Source organism: Streptomyces sp. EDA2-14, assembly GCF_054963755.1.
Map to the genome: position 1 here is coordinate 185,303 of NZ_JBUEGE010000004.1, position 15,334 is coordinate 200,636.

At 72.4% G+C, this 15,334-nt stretch carries 16 protein-coding genes; 8 read left to right on the top strand and 8 right to left on the bottom strand.

The window, feature by feature from the left end; all coding sequences use genetic code 11:
* Positions 1–4 precede the first annotated feature (4 nt).
* Together ACY34M_RS13775 and ACY34M_RS13780 are read right to left on the bottom strand one after the other, a co-directional pair.
* A complete protein-coding gene (locus tag ACY34M_RS13775; RefSeq protein WP_462717894.1) occupies positions 5–1,297 on the bottom strand; it encodes an SWIM zinc finger family protein in 1,293 nt (430 codons plus the stop codon).
* Entirely contained in the window at positions 1,294–4,095 is a 2,802-nt protein-coding gene (locus tag ACY34M_RS13780) for a DEAD/DEAH box helicase (protein ID WP_462717895.1), read from the bottom strand. Before ACY34M_RS13780 ends, ACY34M_RS13775 begins: the two co-directional genes overlap by 4 nt.
* A 343-nt stretch (positions 4,096–4,438) precedes the next feature.
* Here ACY34M_RS13780 and ACY34M_RS13785 point away from each other — a divergent pair, with 343 nt between their 5' ends.
* Positions 4,439–5,494, top strand: a complete 1,056-nt coding sequence (locus ACY34M_RS13785; protein WP_462717896.1) for a fatty acid desaturase family protein — start codon at positions 4,439–4,441, stop codon at positions 5,492–5,494.
* Between the two features lie 146 nt (positions 5,495–5,640).
* On the top strand, positions 5,641–5,823 hold the full coding sequence (locus tag ACY34M_RS13790) for a hypothetical protein (RefSeq protein WP_462717897.1): 183 nt from the start codon (positions 5,641–5,643) through the stop codon (positions 5,821–5,823).
* 83 nt (positions 5,824–5,906) lie between these two features.
* Here the strand turns inward: ACY34M_RS13790 and ACY34M_RS13795 are convergent, their stop codons facing one another.
* From ACY34M_RS13795 to ACY34M_RS13805, 3 genes are all read right to left on the bottom strand, one after another.
* Positions 5,907–6,758, bottom strand: a complete 852-nt coding sequence (locus ACY34M_RS13795) for a hypothetical protein (RefSeq protein WP_462717898.1) — start codon at positions 6,756–6,758, stop codon at positions 5,907–5,909.
* A 179-nt stretch (positions 6,759–6,937) separates the two neighbouring features.
* Positions 6,938–7,243 carry a hypothetical protein gene (locus ACY34M_RS13800; RefSeq protein WP_462717899.1) on the bottom strand — a complete coding sequence of 102 codons (306 nt, stop codon included), beginning with the start codon at positions 7,241–7,243 and terminating at the stop codon, positions 6,938–6,940.
* A 100-nt stretch (positions 7,244–7,343) separates the two neighbouring features.
* Positions 7,344–7,877: a PadR family transcriptional regulator gene (locus ACY34M_RS13805; protein ID WP_462717900.1), complete on the bottom strand. Its 534-nt coding sequence runs from the start codon at positions 7,875–7,877 to the stop codon at positions 7,344–7,346.
* A gap of 112 nt (positions 7,878–7,989) precedes the next feature.
* Here ACY34M_RS13805 and ACY34M_RS13810 point away from each other — a divergent pair, with 112 nt between their 5' ends.
* On the top strand, positions 7,990–8,742 hold the full coding sequence (locus ACY34M_RS13810) for an alpha/beta fold hydrolase (RefSeq protein ID WP_462717901.1): 753 nt from the start codon (positions 7,990–7,992) through the stop codon (positions 8,740–8,742).
* Positions 8,743–8,791: 49 nt separating this feature from the next.
* Here ACY34M_RS13810 and ACY34M_RS13815 read toward each other — a convergent pair whose 3' ends face one another.
* Complete coding sequence (locus ACY34M_RS13815; RefSeq protein ID WP_462717902.1) at positions 8,792–9,019, bottom strand: hypothetical protein; 228 nt, start codon at positions 9,017–9,019, stop codon at positions 8,792–8,794.
* Between the two features lie 109 nt (positions 9,020–9,128).
* Positions 9,129–9,728 (bottom strand): class I SAM-dependent methyltransferase, encoded by a 600-nt coding sequence (locus ACY34M_RS13820; RefSeq protein ID WP_462717903.1) that lies wholly within the window; start codon positions 9,726–9,728, stop codon positions 9,129–9,131.
* Between the two features lie 241 nt (positions 9,729–9,969).
* Between ACY34M_RS13820 and ACY34M_RS13825 the strand changes: the two genes are divergently transcribed.
* The 5 genes from ACY34M_RS13825 to ACY34M_RS13845 all read left to right on the top strand — a co-directional run bounded on the left by ACY34M_RS13825 (position 9,970) and on the right by ACY34M_RS13845 (position 14,814).
* Positions 9,970–10,743 carry an MHYT domain-containing protein gene (locus ACY34M_RS13825; protein ID WP_462717904.1) on the top strand — a complete coding sequence of 258 codons (774 nt, stop codon included), beginning with the start codon at positions 9,970–9,972 and terminating at the stop codon, positions 10,741–10,743.
* A 67-nt stretch (positions 10,744–10,810) separates the two neighbouring features.
* On the top strand, positions 10,811–13,375 hold the full coding sequence (locus ACY34M_RS13830; protein WP_462717905.1) for a nitrate- and nitrite sensing domain-containing protein: 2,565 nt from the start codon (positions 10,811–10,813) through the stop codon (positions 13,373–13,375).
* Positions 13,372–13,812, top strand: a complete 441-nt coding sequence (locus ACY34M_RS13835; RefSeq protein WP_462717906.1) for a roadblock/LC7 domain-containing protein — start codon at positions 13,372–13,374, stop codon at positions 13,810–13,812. The genes ACY34M_RS13830 and ACY34M_RS13835 overlap by 4 nt, the downstream gene beginning before the upstream one ends.
* A gap of 68 nt (positions 13,813–13,880) precedes the next feature.
* Positions 13,881–14,225 (top strand): DUF742 domain-containing protein, encoded by a 345-nt coding sequence (locus ACY34M_RS13840; RefSeq protein ID WP_462718238.1) that lies wholly within the window; start codon positions 13,881–13,883, stop codon positions 14,223–14,225.
* Positions 14,206–14,814 carry a GTP-binding protein gene (locus ACY34M_RS13845; protein WP_462717907.1) on the top strand — a complete coding sequence of 203 codons (609 nt, stop codon included), beginning with the start codon at positions 14,206–14,208 and terminating at the stop codon, positions 14,812–14,814. The genes ACY34M_RS13840 and ACY34M_RS13845 overlap by 20 nt, the downstream gene beginning before the upstream one ends.
* A 13-nt stretch (positions 14,815–14,827) precedes the next feature.
* Here the strand turns inward: ACY34M_RS13845 and ACY34M_RS13850 are convergent, their stop codons facing one another.
* Positions 14,828–15,256, bottom strand: a complete 429-nt coding sequence (locus ACY34M_RS13850) for a PPOX class F420-dependent oxidoreductase (RefSeq protein WP_462717908.1) — start codon at positions 15,254–15,256, stop codon at positions 14,828–14,830.
* Positions 15,257–15,334: the final 78 nt, after the last annotated feature.

Here is a 15,334-nt window from a genome sequence, read left to right on the forward strand (position 1 = left end):
GGCCTCAGTGGCCGACCCGCGCGTCGTCGTCGGCGGAGCCGATCGCTCCGGCCAGCGCGGCGGCGGGGTCGGCCGACGCCGGTCCCGCCGGCGTCCAGCGGCCGCGCCGCTTGCGGTACGGCCACCAGCGCCCGTCACGGCCCAGCCGCAGCTGGGCCTGCCCGTCGGTGGTGCTCCAGCGGCTGCGGGCGGCCTTGAGCGCGGGGCGCTCGTCGTCGTCCCAGGCCGCGTCGAGCGCCGCACGCGCGCGTAGCGCGCCGTCCGCGTCCGGGGTCCACTCCTCGTCCAGCACGTCGAGTGCGGCGGCGCCTCCGTACTCCCAGGCGCGCACGGCGAGCGCCAGCCCCTCCCGGCCGCGGTCCCCGACCTCGGTGAGCCGGGCCCGGACGTGCGGTGCGGGCAAGGCGGCGGCCAGGCGTACGGCGTCCTGCCCCACGGCCGGTTCCGGCGGGACGGCCCGCTGTTCGTGCCCCGGCGACAGTGCGTCCGCGAGCAGTCGGTGCGCCTCGGCCGCCGCCTGCGCTGCCAGGAAGCCGAGCGCCTCCACATCCGTGCCCGCGGGCGGCGGTGTCTCCGTGTCGAGCGACGGCGGCAGGCCGGGCTCCTCGGGCAGCGGCGGTGGCCCCGGCAGCGGAGGCAGCACGATCGCCGACGCGTACGCCTCGGCCGCGTCCACGCCTTCGGCCTCCTGTTCCTCCCCGCGCGGCTCCGCAGGCCCGGCACCCCCTGTGCTGCGCACCTGAAGGTCGTCGAGCAGTGCGCGTTCACCGCGCCCGCGCAGCAGGAGCAGGACGAACGGATCCTGGTCGAGGAGGCGGGCGAGCTGATAGCTCAGGGCCGCCGTGTGCGCGCAGTGGTCCCAGGCGTCGCAGTCGCAGTGCGGCTCCAGATCGCCGATCCCCGGCAGGAGTTCCACCCCCGAGGCCGAGGCGTCCTCCACCAGATGCGGCGGCATGTCGCGGTCCAGGAGCGCCGCGATGTGCCCCGCCCGCTCGGCCGCCATCGTCAGGAAGCAGTCCCACGCGTCCTCGTCGAGGCACTGCAGCAGTACGTCGGAGCGGTAGGTCGCGCCGCCCCGGTCCTCCACCACGGCGGTGATCCGCCCCGGCCGGACCGACACCGCGCCCACCGCTCCCGCGCGCGCGAGCCTGCGCCCCGCCTTCAGCTGCGCGGTGTCGAGCGCGGTGTCCTCCAGCGCCTTCAGCCAGGCCTGCCCCCACCAGGTCTGGGCGAAGGCCCGCCCACGCGCGGGCGGCAGCGCCGCGAAGGTGCGCATCTCGTCGTCCGTGTGACTCATCGGGTGCCCCCTCGCAGTTCGACCAGGTCCGCCAGCTCCGCGTCGCTCAGTTCGGTCAGTGCCGCCTCTCCGGAGCCGAGCACGGCGTCCGCCAACTCCCGCTTGCGGAGCAGCATTTCCGCGATGCGGTCCTCGATGGTGCCCTCGGCGATCAGCCGGTGCACCTGTACCGGCCGGGTCTGCCCGATGCGGTACGCGCGGTCGGTGGCCTGCGCCTCCACGGCCGGGTTCCACCAGCGGTCGTAGTGCACGACGTGCTCCGCGCGCGTGAGGTTGAGTCCCGTGCCGGCCGCCTTCAAGGAGAGCAGGAACACCGGGACCTCGCCCTCCTGGAAGCGCCGCACCATGGCCTCGCGCTCCGCGACCGGGGTACCTCCGTGCAGGAACATCACCGGCACGCCGCGGGCTGCCAGGTGCCGTTCCACGAGGCGGGCCATCTGCACGTACTGCGTGAAGACCAGCGCGCTCGCGTCCTCGGCGAGGATCGTGTCCAGGAGTTCGTCGAGGAGTTCCAGCTTCCCGGAGCGGCCGGTGATGCGCGGCTTGTCCTCCTTGAGGTACTGCGCCGGGTGGTTGCAGATCTGTTTGAGGCCCGTGAGGAGCTTGACGATCAGACCGCGCCGCTCGAATCCGGCCGCCCCGGCGATCTCCGCGAGCGTCTCGCGCACCACGGCCTCGTAGAGACCCGCCTGCTCGGCGGTGAGGGACACCGCGCGGTCCGTCTCCGTCTTGGGCGGCAGCTCCGGTGCGATGCCGGGGTCCGACTTGCGCCGGCGCAACAGGAAGGGCCCCACGAGCTTGGCCAGCCGCTCCGCGGCGGCCGGGTCCTTGCCGCCCTCGACGGCCCGGGCGTAGCGCGTACGGAACGTGCCGAGGCGGCCGAGGAGACCGGGTGTCGTCCAGTCGAGGAGGGCCCACAGTTCGGAGAGGTTGTTCTCGACCGGGGTGCCGGTGAGCGCCACGCGCGCGCGTGCGCCGATGGTGCGCAGCTCCTTGGCCGTCGCCGAGTACGGGTTCTTCACGTGCTGCGCCTCGTCGGCGACGAGCATCCCCCAGGGCGCGGTGCCGAGGTGGGCGGCGTCCAGGCGCATCGTGCCGTACGTGGTGAGCACGAACTCGCCGTCGGCGAGGCCCTCCAGGGAGCGGCGGCCGCCGTGGAAGCGGCGTACGGGGGTGCCGGGGGCGAACTTCTCGATCTCGCGCTGCCAGTTGCCCATCAGGGACGTCGGGCAGACCACGAGGGTCGGCCCCGCGCTCTCCGAAGAGGTCTGGCGGTGCAGGTGCAGCGCGATCAGGGTGATGGTTTTGCCCAGACCCATGTCGTCGGCAAGGCAGGCGCCGAGCCCGAGCGAGGTCATGCGGGCGAGCCAGTTCAGTCCGCGCAGCTGGTAGTCGCGCAAGTCCGCGGCGAGCGCGTCCGGTTGGCCGACCGGCTCCATGCCCTCGGGTTCGGCGAGGCGGTCCCGCAGGGCCGTCAGCCAGCCTGTGGGCCGCACGTCGACCCGGCGGCCCTCGACCTCCGTGGAGCCCGTGAGGACGGCGCTCAGGGCGTCGACGGGGGTGACCTTGCGGTCCTGGTGGGAGCGGGCGCGCCGGGCCTCCGCGGGATCGATCAGCACCCACTGGTCGCGCAGTCGTACGACGGGACGATTCGCCTCGGCGAGCACGTCCAGCTCCGCGCGGCTCAACTCCTGGTCGCCCAGGGCGAACCGCCAGTCGAACGCAAGGAGGGCGTCCGCGGACAGGAAGGAAGGCGTGTCGGAGGACAGCCCGTCGGGGTCCTCGTCCTCGGCGGGACCGATCACCGCACGCGCCGTCAGCTTGCGGGCCAGTTCCTTGGGCCAGTGCACCTCGACACCGGCCGCGGACAACGCCCGCGCGCCCTCGCCGAGCAGCTCCGTGACCTCCTCGTCGGCCAGCTCGACCGCGTCCGGCACGGTCGCGGAGAGCAGCGGAGTGAGCGGTGACCACGCGCGCGTGGCGCGACGCAGCGCCAACAACGCGTCCATGCGGGCCCGGTCGCCGAAGGCCCGCCCCGCCGCACCCGTCCCCGCCCACACCTGTGCCGCGTCCGCGATCACCGTGGGATCGCTGACGCTGTGCAACTGGAGCACCGCGCGGAACGGGACGCGGGCCTCGTCGTCCACGCTCTCCTCAAGGCCCGGCACCTCCACGCGCAGCGAGATCCGCACGCCCGCGTCGTGCCCCGCCGCGACGTCCCCCGCCCAGGGGCGCAGTTCGGGCACCCGCCGTGGCGTGCGCGCCGCGAACGCCGGGCCGCCCGCGGCGTGCGCGGCGGCGGGGGAGCGGGGCAGGGCGTCGGCCACCGCGTCCAGGAACGCGCGCAACAGCCGTTCCGGAGCGTGCAGGCGCGGCGGTTCGAACCCGTCCAGCACCACGGCGTGCGCCTCGGGCGGCATCGCGGCGGACAGCTCCCCGACCCGGTCGAGGTCGTCGGCCCGCAATGGACCGGCACGCCACGCGTCGTGTCCTTCGGCGCTCACCCCAGGCAACAGCAGCCCACGGGCGACCAGTTGGAGCGCCAGGAGCCCGGCCGCGCCCCAGAACGCCGCGGTCGGGTCGGCGTCCGCGGTGGTACGCGCGCGGGTGAGCACCGGCAGTGCGGCACGCACGGGCAGGGCGACGGCCGGTACCGTCACGGGCTCCACGGCGCCCTCGCCGGGCAGCGCGAGGCGCAGCTCGGTGCGGGTGCCCGCGTCCGGCAGCGGCGGCTCGGCGCCGTCGGGCCGCCAGAAGGCCACGGTCGAGGTGCGGGCCGGATCGGCGGGGGAGAACACGACGCCGCAGCGCGCGAGTTCGGCGGTCTCGGTGGGGGTGGGCGGCGCGGTGCGGGTGTGCTCGGTGATGGCGACTTCCTCGTATTCATCAAACTTGACTACTCACCCTGGAGGCGCCGAGGGTACACCTCCCGATCCGTCGGACGCGTCTGCGTATGTCGTGATCTGAGTCACCCCACCCTTAAGGGTGGGGCTTACCCCCCTGTCGAGCGGGGGTGAACCGCGGCGGTACTCGGGTGGTGGCGCCATGGTCGATCAAGGTCCGTGATCCATAGGTTCCCAGTGGTCGGGCGACGTGCAGCCCGCCGCTCGGAGCCCACCCACCACAGACCGGAGAACCGCCATGCCCACGGCCGTCGGAACCCTGCCGGAATCCGCCACGAGGCGCGCCCCCTCCGAAGGGGGAAGCGAGTTCACTCCACTGCTGCGCGTCGTCAAGGGGCAGGGCCTGCTGGAGCGGCGCACCGGCTGGTACGTGCGCACCATCGCGGTCAATGCCCTCTGCCTCGGCGCCGTCGTCACGGGCGTGGCCCTCCTGGGCGGCTCGTGGTGGGTGCTCGCCCTCGCGCCCGTCCTCGCCGTACTGGGCGCGCGCACCGCCTTCATCGGGCACGACGCGGGCCACGCCCAGATCACCGGTAACCGCTCGGTGAGCCGGCTGATCGGCCTGGTCCACGGGAACCTGCTGCTCGGAATGAGCTACTCCTGGTGGAACGACAAGCACAACCGGCACCACGCCAACCCGAACCACATCGAGAAGGACCCCGACGTCGCCGCCGACGTACTCGTCTTCACCAGCAAGCAGGCCGCCACGCGCGCGGGGTTCCGCGGCTGGCTCACCCGCCACCAGGCCTGGCTCTTCTTCCCGCTCACCCTGCTCGAAGGCCTCGCCCTGAAGATCTACGGATTCCAGGACCTGCGCCGCCAGAGCGGCCGCGAACGCCTCGTGGAGGGCGCCCTCCTGGTCGCGCACGTGGCCGGTTACCTCACCCTGTTGCTCATCACCATGCCGCTCGGCCACGCCCTCGTCTTCGCGGCGCTCCACCAGGCCCTGTTCGGGCTGCACCTGGGCATGGCGTTCGCCCCCAACCACAAGGGCATGGAGATGCCCGACCCGGACGGCGACAAGTGGGGCCATCTGCGTCGCCAGGTCCTCACCTCGCGCAACATCAAGGGCGGCGCCCTGACCGACTGGTTCCTCGGCGGGCTCAACTATCAGATCGAACACCACCTGTTCCCGAGCATGCCGCGCCCCCACCTGCGCCTCGCCCAGCCCATGGTCAAGGCCCACTGCCGCGAACTCGGCATCCCCTTCGTGGAGACAGGGCTCGTCGACTCCTACCGTCAGGCACTGCGGCACATGTATGAAGTGGGAGAGCCGCTGCGGGCCGACATCTGAGGTGTCCCGGCCGTGCGCGGGGGCACGGAATCAGGGATGTATCAGGGTCACCCGAAGGAACTGCGGGCGACGCGGGCCCGTTTTTCACAGCAGAGGGCGGACCCGCCCCACTCAGGCGAGGGCGGGCGTCCCGAAGGAGGCCACACATGTCGAGGAACGCGAAGATCGCCGCGGGAGGCGTGGCGGCCGGCATCATCCTGTTGATCTGGCTGCCCTGGTGGGCGGCCCTGCTCATCGTGCTGGGCGTGCCCACCGCGGCGTACCTGATGCTCGACCCCGGACAGCGGCGCAGGCTGCGCCGGGTGTCGCGCAAGGAACTGGGGCGCTGAGGGGCGGATGCGGTGCTCGGGGCTGTACGGGGTGCGGGCGTCCCGTGCGGCCCCGGCGGTTCACACCGGGCGTACGGCCGTCGTCACGTAGGACGTACGGCCATCTTGTCGAGCGCTTCGAGGAGACCCGGAAGCTCCCGGCCCCGGCCGACCGGCAGCACCTCGCCCGGCTCGTCGTCGAGGAGTACGAAGGCAATGTCGTCGGTCCGCGCGACCATCGACCAGCCGGGCCCGTCGGCGCGCAGTGTCCGGGAGTCGCCCGAGGCGAACGCGGAGCGCACGCGACCCAGGGGTGGCGGCGCGTCCACGTACCCACGCACCTCGGCCAGGACCCGCTTGATGCCCGAGTGCGAACCGCCCGACCCGGCGTCCGTGCCGTCGCCCTCCTGAGGGGCCCCGGAGTCGTCCTCCGTGTCCTCCTCCGTGGCGAACTGGGAGTCGTCGAGCTGTTCCCGCCAGACGGCCCACTGGAGCGCTATCTCGTCCGCTCCCAGGCGTCGCTGGGCCGGGCCCCACGTCTCCGTGTCGGGCGGCGTCAGCGGCCGCGTGTCGTCGTACTCGGGGTCGGGCTCCGGATCGTGCGGCGCGGGGACGCCCGGGGCGGCCACGGCGAGCGCGAGCGGCCAGCCCGGCAGCGCGGCGACCATGCTGTTCTCGTCCGGCGAGAGTTCGTACTCCATGCCGCAGTCCCACGACGCGATGGCGACGGCGACCAGCGACACGTCGTCGACCACGACGGTCCAGCGGGCGCCCTGCCCGTCCTGGCCGAGCACCAGCCCGTACCCCTCGGCCAGCGGCGCGAGGCCCAGCGCCGAGCAGGCCTCCGGGTAGTCGTCACCGAGCACGCTCGGGAACTTCGCAGGTGTCAGCAACACCGCCGTCAGCACGTACAGCGCGTCGTCCTCCTCGACCGCCGCTTCGTCCACTCCGGCCACGCCTGCCTCCCCTGAACTTCGTTCCACCGGCGAGACCTTAGCCAGTGCCCGACGGCGCCGTACAGGGGGGTCCGCGGTCGATGACCAGGAAAGTCGGCGGCAGTTGAGCCGCGGCGGTCCAGTGGTGAACAGCGTGTCGACATCCCGTGTGCGCCGTGTGTGCCTCGCGCGCGTGCGGGTCAGCCGACGGGCAGCCCGAGGAGGGTGCGGGCGACGGTCCGCGGCGGCTCGTCGCGCTCCCGGGCGAGGGCGATGACGGCCCTGCAGGCCAGCTCGTTGACCCCGAAGACCAGCGCGCTCGGCTCCACCCAGCCCGCCGCCTCGTCGGCGCGCTCCTGGTCGTCCTCGACGCACGCCACCACGTAGGAGGCCGCCGCGTCGAAGAGGTTGTGCGCACGCTCACTCCTGTCGCGTGTACCGGCGTGTTCGTGTCGCGCGATGTTCTTGCGCCATGTGCTCCACGCCTTGCGGACCCGGTCGATCATGAGCACCACCGTCCCCCTGCCCGTAACCGCCGACATGTGTCGCGCAGTTGCAGCCATGGTGACAGAACCGGGAGCGGAGCGGATCCCGCGCGGTACGCCTTCAGCGGCCCTCCGGGTGCAGCTCCTCGATCGTGGCGCGCAGCCACTTGAGCTCGGCACGGCCGGTCGCGCGGGCGATCGTCAGCATGCCGCGCCGGAAGGGATCGTCCAGCTCCTCCGCGCGCAACGGCCGGTCGCCGTCGTAGAAGAAGCTCGCGGGTTCCTCCAGGAAGTCGAGCCTGCGCCGGAGCACAGCGGCCTGTTCGCGCGGGGCGTCCAGATGGCGCAGGAAGGCGAGCACGGTGGACCAGCGGTTCACGTCGGTGATGTCGGACTGCGCCGGCTCGCGCACCCTGTCGCGCAGCTCCTGGCGGCCCTTCTCGGTGAGGCTGAGGACGTGCCGCGGCGCCGCCACCGCGCCCGGCTGCGTCTCGCGTGCGAGCAGCCCCGCCTTCTCCAGGCGCTTGATCGCCGGATACAGCGTGCTCTCGGCGACGGGCCTGACGTGCCCGGTGAGCGCCGTGATGCGCTTGCGCAGCTCGTAGCCGTGCAGGGGTGCGTCGTACAGAAAACCGAGGATCGCGAGCTCCAGCATGCCCTCATTGTGGCCCATGTCTGCGCTCGCGAAGTACATCGTTGACGTAGTACTGCGGCCCCGATGTATTGTAATGCGAAGGGAGATCGCGAGACCGAACGAGGAGGGCGACATGCGGCAGACGCCGTTCGACGAGCAGGGGAGCCGGATTCGCTGGATCGAGGTGGCCGGCGACGGACCGGCGCGCGTGTACGTCCACGGGCTCGGTGCGGCGTCCACCGTCTACCACGCGCACATCGCGGCCCGGCCCGAACTGGCCGGTCGGCGCACGCTGTTCGTGGACCTGCCGGGGCACGGCATCAGCGACCGTCCCGCCGACTTCGGGTACACGCTGGAGGAGCATGCCGACGCGCTGGCGGCGGCGCTCGATGCCGCGGGGGTGAGCGGGGCGGAGCTCGTCGGGCACAGCATGGGCGGCTCGGTGGCGATCGTCCTGGCGCACCGGCGGGGCGATCTCGTCTCCCGCCTTGTCGTCGCCGAGGGGAACCTCGACCCGTTTCCGCCTGACTCGGCGGGCAGCAGGCGGATCGCTTCTTATGAAGAAGAGGCGTACGTGTCGGGCGGCGGCCACGCGCGCGTGCTGGAGGAGATGGAGTCGCTGTACGCGTCCACCCTGCGCCTCACGGATCCGCGGGCCCTGCACCGCAGCGCGACCGGGCTCGTGCGCGGCACCGAGCCCACCATGCGGGAGATGCTGGCAGGGCTCTCGATCGACCGGGTCTATCTCCAGGGCGAGCTGAGTGGCGAACTCCCCGGCAGGGCCGGTCTTGTGGCCGCGGGCGTCCGGGTGGTCGACGTCCCCGATGCCGGGCACGTCGTCATGTTCGACAACCCGGACGCTTTCGCTGCCGCGCTCCTGGCCTGACGGCCGATCGGTCTGGCGGCCGGTCGGTCTGGCGGCCGGTCGGGCGGCGTCACAGGATGTGAATGCGCTCCAGGTCGCCGTCCTTCGTGCGGATCATCAGCTCGTTGCCCTTGGCCCGCTCGCTCTCGACGAGGCCGAGGAGCAGCACGGCGCGGTTGATGACATCGGCCTTGCTGACCCGGCCGCTCTCCGCCAGCTCGTTGACCGCGACGACCGCGGGCGGGGCCAGGGTGACGGAGAAGCGCTCGCTCGGCGGATGGTCGGGGTGTCCGGACATGGTGGTGCCTCCTGTTTCGCTGTGAACCACTCCCACGAGTGAACCAAATAAGCACCGAAGGTGCACCACATTTGCACCGCCGTCGATTGCGCCGAACGGCTCGGCCCTCTCAGCCCTCCCGGACCGCCAGCGCCAGGAAGCGCTCGTCCTCGTCGACGTACGAGGTCATGCGCCAGCCGGCGCCGGCGAGCAGCGGACGCAGATTGGGCTCGGCGCGCAGGTCGTCCGGGGTGAGATCGCGGCCGTGGCGGGCGGCGAGGGCGGCCCGGCCGATGGGGTGGAAGAGCGCGAGCCGGCCGCCGGGGCGCACCACGCGCGCCAACTCGCGCAGGTTCTCGGTCGGTTGCGGCAGGTGCGAGATGAGTCCCGCGCCGAACGCCGCGTCCAGCGCGCCCTCGCGCAACGGCAGCCGCGCCACGTCCGCGAGCAGCAACCGCCCGTCGGCGTCCCGACCCGCCCGCGCGGCCTGCTCCAGCATGGCCGGGGTCAGATCGACGCCCAGGACCGTGCCGGAGGGCCCCACGGCCGCGCGCAGCGGCGGCAGCGCCCGGCCCGTGCCGCAACCGGCGTCGAGCACCCGGCTCCCGGGGCGCAGCTCCAACGCGGCCACCGCGGACGCGTAGGCAGGGCCGTCGTCGGGGAAACGCGCGTCCCAGTCGGCGGCCCTGGCCGTGAAGAACTCCTGCACACGTGTGGCGTCATCGTTCATGCGCTCCATGATTGCGCAGCGCACTGACAGCGGCGCCCGGGCGCGTGCTGTGACACGAGTGGGTGACAGACGGGTGGCAGAGGATCGAAAGGTCCCGTTGTTCGCCGAAGACATCGCATGCACGTGCGGTGCGCATGTTCGACTTTCCCGCGATCGTTCCCCATCGCATCTCCGGCGTATTCCAAAACCTTTCGAACTGCGCCCCTGTTGTGCGCCCCCACCGGCATACCGTCCCTGACCCATGGGACACCTGGACCACGCCGCCTTCGGCTGGCTGACCCCCGTGCTGTCGTACGCGATGGCCTGCATCGGAGCGGCGCTCGGACTGCGCTGCACCGTACGCGCGCTGGACACCACGGGACGTGCGCGGCGCAACTGGCTGCTCACCGCGGCCTCCGCCATCGGCACCGGCATCTGGACCATGCACTTCGTGGCGATGCTCGGCTTCGGCGTCACGGGCACCGAGATCCGCTACAACGTCCCACTGACCATCCTCAGCCTGGTCGTCGCGGTGGCCGTCGTCGGCGTCGGCATCTTCGTGGTCGCCCGGCAGCGGGAGAGTGGACGTGCCCTGGTGCTGGGCGGCCTCGCCACGGGCCTCGGCATCGCCGGCATGCACTACCTGGGGATGGCCGCCCTGCGCCTGCACGGGCACGTCGCCTACGACCCGCTGCTGGTCGCCGTCTCCGTGGTGAGCGCCGTCGGCGCGGCGACCGTCGCGCTCTGGGCCGGTCTCCACATCAAGTCGCCCGGCGGCGTCGCGGTCGCCTCCCTCGTCATGGGCGGCGCCGTGAGCAGCATGCACTACACCGGAATGATGGCGGTGAGCGTGCGGGTGACGCCGTCCACCGCGGAACCCGCCGGGGCCTCCGCGATGCAGTTCATCTTCCCGCTGGCCGTGGGGCTCGGCGCCTACCTCTTCCTGACCTCGGCGTTCGTCGCACTGTCCCCGACCGCCGACGAACAGGAGGCATCCAGGTCCGCTCAGCGCCCCCTGGAGCACCTGACGCACTGACCACCCCTGCCTGCGTCGACACCAGCCCGGCACGTGAAGGTGCCCCGATCCCCCCACCGAGGAGGCCATGCGCCCGCCCCGCAGAACGTCCAGTTCCGTTCCTCCGCAGCCGAGTCGGCCCCCGGTGCGCGGACGGCGCGCACACGCCGGGCCGCCCGCCGAGGAAGACCTCCAGGCAGATCCGGAGCCCGACAGGGAGCCCCCCGCGCGCGGGGGAGCCGTCAATCTGCGCCCCCGTACGGTCCGGGCGAAAATCATCTGCCTCCTGATGGTGCCCGTCGTCTCACTGCTCGCCCTATGGGGCTACGCCACCGTGAGCACGGCCCGGGACGTCGCGCGGCTTCGGCAGGCGCAGCGGGTCGACGAGGTGGTGCGCGAACCGGTGGGCGCTGCCGTGGCCGCCCTCCAGGCCGAGCGCACCGCCGCCGTCTCCTACGCCACCAAGCCCACCGCCGGTCGCGGTGAAGACCTCAGGAGACGTGCCGCGGCCACCGACACCGCCGTATCCGCCCTGCGCATCGTCGGGCACGGCACGGTCGCCGACGGAGCGGACCTTCCCCGCGCGGTGACCGGCCGCCTGAAGTCGTTCGTCACCGGTGCCGAGCACCTGCGAAGGGTGCGCACGGCCGTCCTCGAACAACGCACAGGCTGGGACTCCGCGTACGGGCAGTACACGAATTCCGTCGACAGCGCCTTCGCCGTCAGCGGCTCGCTCACCGGCATCCAGGACTCGCGACTCGGCTCCGACGCGCGCGTGGTCCTGGAGTTCGGCCGCTCCACCGAGATGCTCGCCCGCGAGAACTCGGTGCTCGCCGGCGCCCGCCTCACCGACTCCCTGGACGGCGAGCGGCTGCGGCTGTTCACCGGAGCCGTGGACACCCGCAGGAGCCTGCTCGACACCGCCGCGAACGACCTGCGCGGACCCGAACGAGCCGCCTTGACGCACCTGGTGGCGGGCCGCGCCTACGGCGACGTACGCGCCATCGAGGACCGCACCCTCATCGCGGAACCGGGCAGGGACGCGCTCGCCGCCGCGTCTGCCGACACCTGGGGCCCGGCCCACGCGACGGTGCGGGACGGGCTGCGCGCCATCGAGACGGACGCCGCACGCGGCGCCGCGGACCGTGCGGACCCGCTCACCCGCGGACTGCTCACTCCGGCGGGCGCGGCCGTCCTGTTCGGGCTCGTCGCCGTGGCGGCCTCGCTGGTGATCTCCGTACGCATCGGCCGCGGCCTCGTCGTCGAACTGGTCGGCCTGCGCAACACCGCACTGGAGATCGCCCGCCGCAAACTGCCGGACACGATGCGCAGACTGCGCTCCGGCGAGGAGATCGACGTGGCCGTCGAGGCGCCTCAGGGACCACCGGCCGAGGACGAGACGGGCCAGGTGTCCGAAGCTCTCACCACCGTGCACCGCGCGGCCCTGTACGCCGCCGTGGAGCGCGCCGAACTCGCCAGCGGAATCTCCGGGGTCTTCGTCAACCTCGCCCGCCGAAGCCAGGTCCTCGTCCACCGCCAACTCGGTCTCCTGGACAGCATGGAGCGCCGCACCGACGATCCGGGCGAACTCGGCGACCTGTTCCGACTCGACCACCTCACCACGCGGATGCGACGCCACGCGGAGAGCCTGATCATCCTCTCCGGAGCCGCACCGGGCCGCGCCTGGCGCCGGCCCGTCGCCCTGACGAACGTCGTACGGGCCGCGGTCTCCGAGATCGAGGACTACGCGCGCGTGGAGGTGCGGCAGCTCTCCGACGCCCGGGTGACCGGCGCCGCCGTCGCCGACCTCACCCACCTGGTGGCCGAACTCGTCGAGAACGCCGCCCAGTTCTCGCCACCGCACACCAAGGTGCGCGTCAGCGGCGAGCCCGTCGGCAACGGGTACGCGATCGAGATCGAGGACCGCGGACTCGGCATGGGCAAGAAGACCCTCGCCGAGGCGAACCGGCGCATCGAGGACTCGGAGGCCCTCGATCTGTTCGACAGCGACCAGCTCGGCCTCTTCGTGGTCAGCAGGCTCGCCGGACGCCACGACATCAAGGTGCACCTGCGCACGTCCCCGTACGGAGGCACCACCGCGGTCGTCCTGCTGCCCACCCCCTTGCTCCACAAGGACGCCGAGATCGGGCCCAGCGCCCGTGACGACCACCAACTGTCCCAGGAAGAGCGCCGCTACGCGCGCGTGCCCGAACCCGAAGCAGCGCCGATGACTGACACCCACCCCGTCCCCGCACCGCCGCCGCGCCCGGCCCTCGCCCCCTCCGTGGTGGAGCCCGAGCGTCCCCGGCACCCACCCGGCGTGACCGCACTGCGCCTGCGCACATCACCGGAGCCGGAACACGCCGAGCGGACCGAGCACGTCGAGCCCTTTGAGAACAACGGGCACGCCGAGAGCAGTGCGGCCGCCCCGGCCCCGCCCCCCGACGGTCTCCCACGCCGCGTACGCCAGGCCCATCTGGCGCCCCAACTGCGGGGCCGTCCCGCCGAACCGACGCCCCCCGCGCGCGTGCCCGCGGCGGACGAGCGCACCCCCGAACAGGTCCGGGCCCGGATGGCCTCCTTCCGGGACGGCTGGGCCCGAGGCGGCGGTCGTCCGCCCGGCACCGACACCCATGAAGGAGACCCCGCATGATCAAGGAACCGAGCACCACGGGCGCGCCCCACGGTGCCGGCGAACTCGACTGGCTCCTCGACGACTTGGTGCGGCGAGTGCCCGAACTGCGACACGCCGTGATCCTCTCCAACGACGGGCTCGCCGTCGGCTCCTCCAGCGGCCTCCGCCAGGAGGACGCCGAACACCTCTCGGCCGTCGCCTCCGGCTTCAACAGCCTCGCCAAAGGCACCGGGCGGCATTTCGGAACCGGCGGAGTGCGGCAGACCATGGTCGAGATGGATGAAGGTTTCCTCTTCGTGGCGGCCGCGGGAGACGGTTCCTGCCTCGCCGTCCTGAGCACCGCCGCGGCCGACATCGGGCTCGTCGCCTACGAGATGGCGCGCCTGGTCAAGCGGGTCCGCGAGCATCTCTACACGGCCCCCAGGACCGCCGGGCAGCCGCCCACCGCGGGCTGACGGGCACGGTCGGCGACGTGAACGAAAACGATCCCGGCGGCCAATGGTTCGACCAGGAGGCCGGGCCGATGGTCCGCCCGTACGCGGTGACCGGTGGGCGGACCGCACCGGGGAGCGGGGGAGCGCACTTCGACCTGATCGCCCTTGTGTCCCTCGACACCGGGGCGCCCGCCGCCCACGACGACACCGCCCTCGGCCCCGAGCACCGGTCGATCATCGAACTGTGCCGCACGGAGACCCAGACGGTCGCCGAACTCGCCGCGGGCACCGACGTACCCGTGGGCGTGGTCCGGGTGCTCCTCGGTGACCTGCTCGAACTGGCCTGCGTGAAGGTCGGCAGGCCGGCGCCGCCCGCACAACTACCCGACGAGAACATCCTGAGAGAAGTCATCGATGGGCTCAGAGCACTCTGACACCACGGCCGAAGGACACAACGCGGCGCTGGCCCTGAAGATCCTGGTCGCGGGCGGATTCGGGGTGGGCAAGACCACCCTGGTCGGCGCGGTCAGCGAGATCAGACCACTGCGCACCGAGGAACGGCTCAGCGAACGGGGCCTGCACGTGGACGACACCGAGTCGGTCGAGCGCAAGACGACCACGACCGTCGCCATGGACTTCGGCCGCATCACCATCAGATCCGGCCTGTCGCTCTACCTCTTCGGCACGCCGGGCCAGGACCGGTTCTGGTTCCTGTGGGACGAACTCTCGCAGGGCTCGCTCGGCGCCGTCGTCCTCGCGGACACCCGGCGACTGGAGGACTGCTTCCCCGCCGTGGACTACTTCGAGCACCGGCGCATCCCGTTCGTCGTGGCGGTGAACTGCTTCGCCGAAAGCAAGGCCTTCGGCGCGCACGAAGTGGCCCGCGCCCTGGACCTCGACCGCGGCACCCCAGTGGTGCTGTGCGACGCGCGCGACCGTGACTCGGGGAAGGAGGTGCTGATCAGGCTGGTCGAGTACGCCGGGCGGATGCACACCGCCCGGCTGCTCGACTCGGTGGGCTGACCCCCGGCGGCGGTCAGCCGGTCATGTCGCCCAGCGCCACGACCTTCTCGACCCGTACGCGGACGACGAGTTCGCCCGGCACCGCGTTGCGCCGGCCGAACTCCTCGGCGCGGTCCGCGCCCATGTACCGGCCACCGATCCGAGTGGCTGAATCCAGTAGTGCGTCCGGGTCCTCGCTGAGTTCGGCGCGGCCCTGGATCGAGACGAACGAGAAGGGCGGCCGTTCGTCGTCGACACAGAGGGCGACCCGCCCGTCCCGTGCCAGATTGCGGCCTTTGACCGTCTCCTTACCGGTGTTGAACACGATGTCGTCGCCGTCGAGAATGAACCAGACAGGCGCGATGTGCGGACTCCCGTCGGCCCGCACGGTCGACAGCTTGGCGGTGTGTGTGCCCTCGGAGACGAAGGCCTTCCATTGCTCATCGGTCATCTTGTGTGCCATGCGCCCATCCTGCTTGCCCGGATCCCAACCGTGGGGAAGGCTGGCGAGAGAGATCCTCCGGGCAGGGGAGCGGATCCC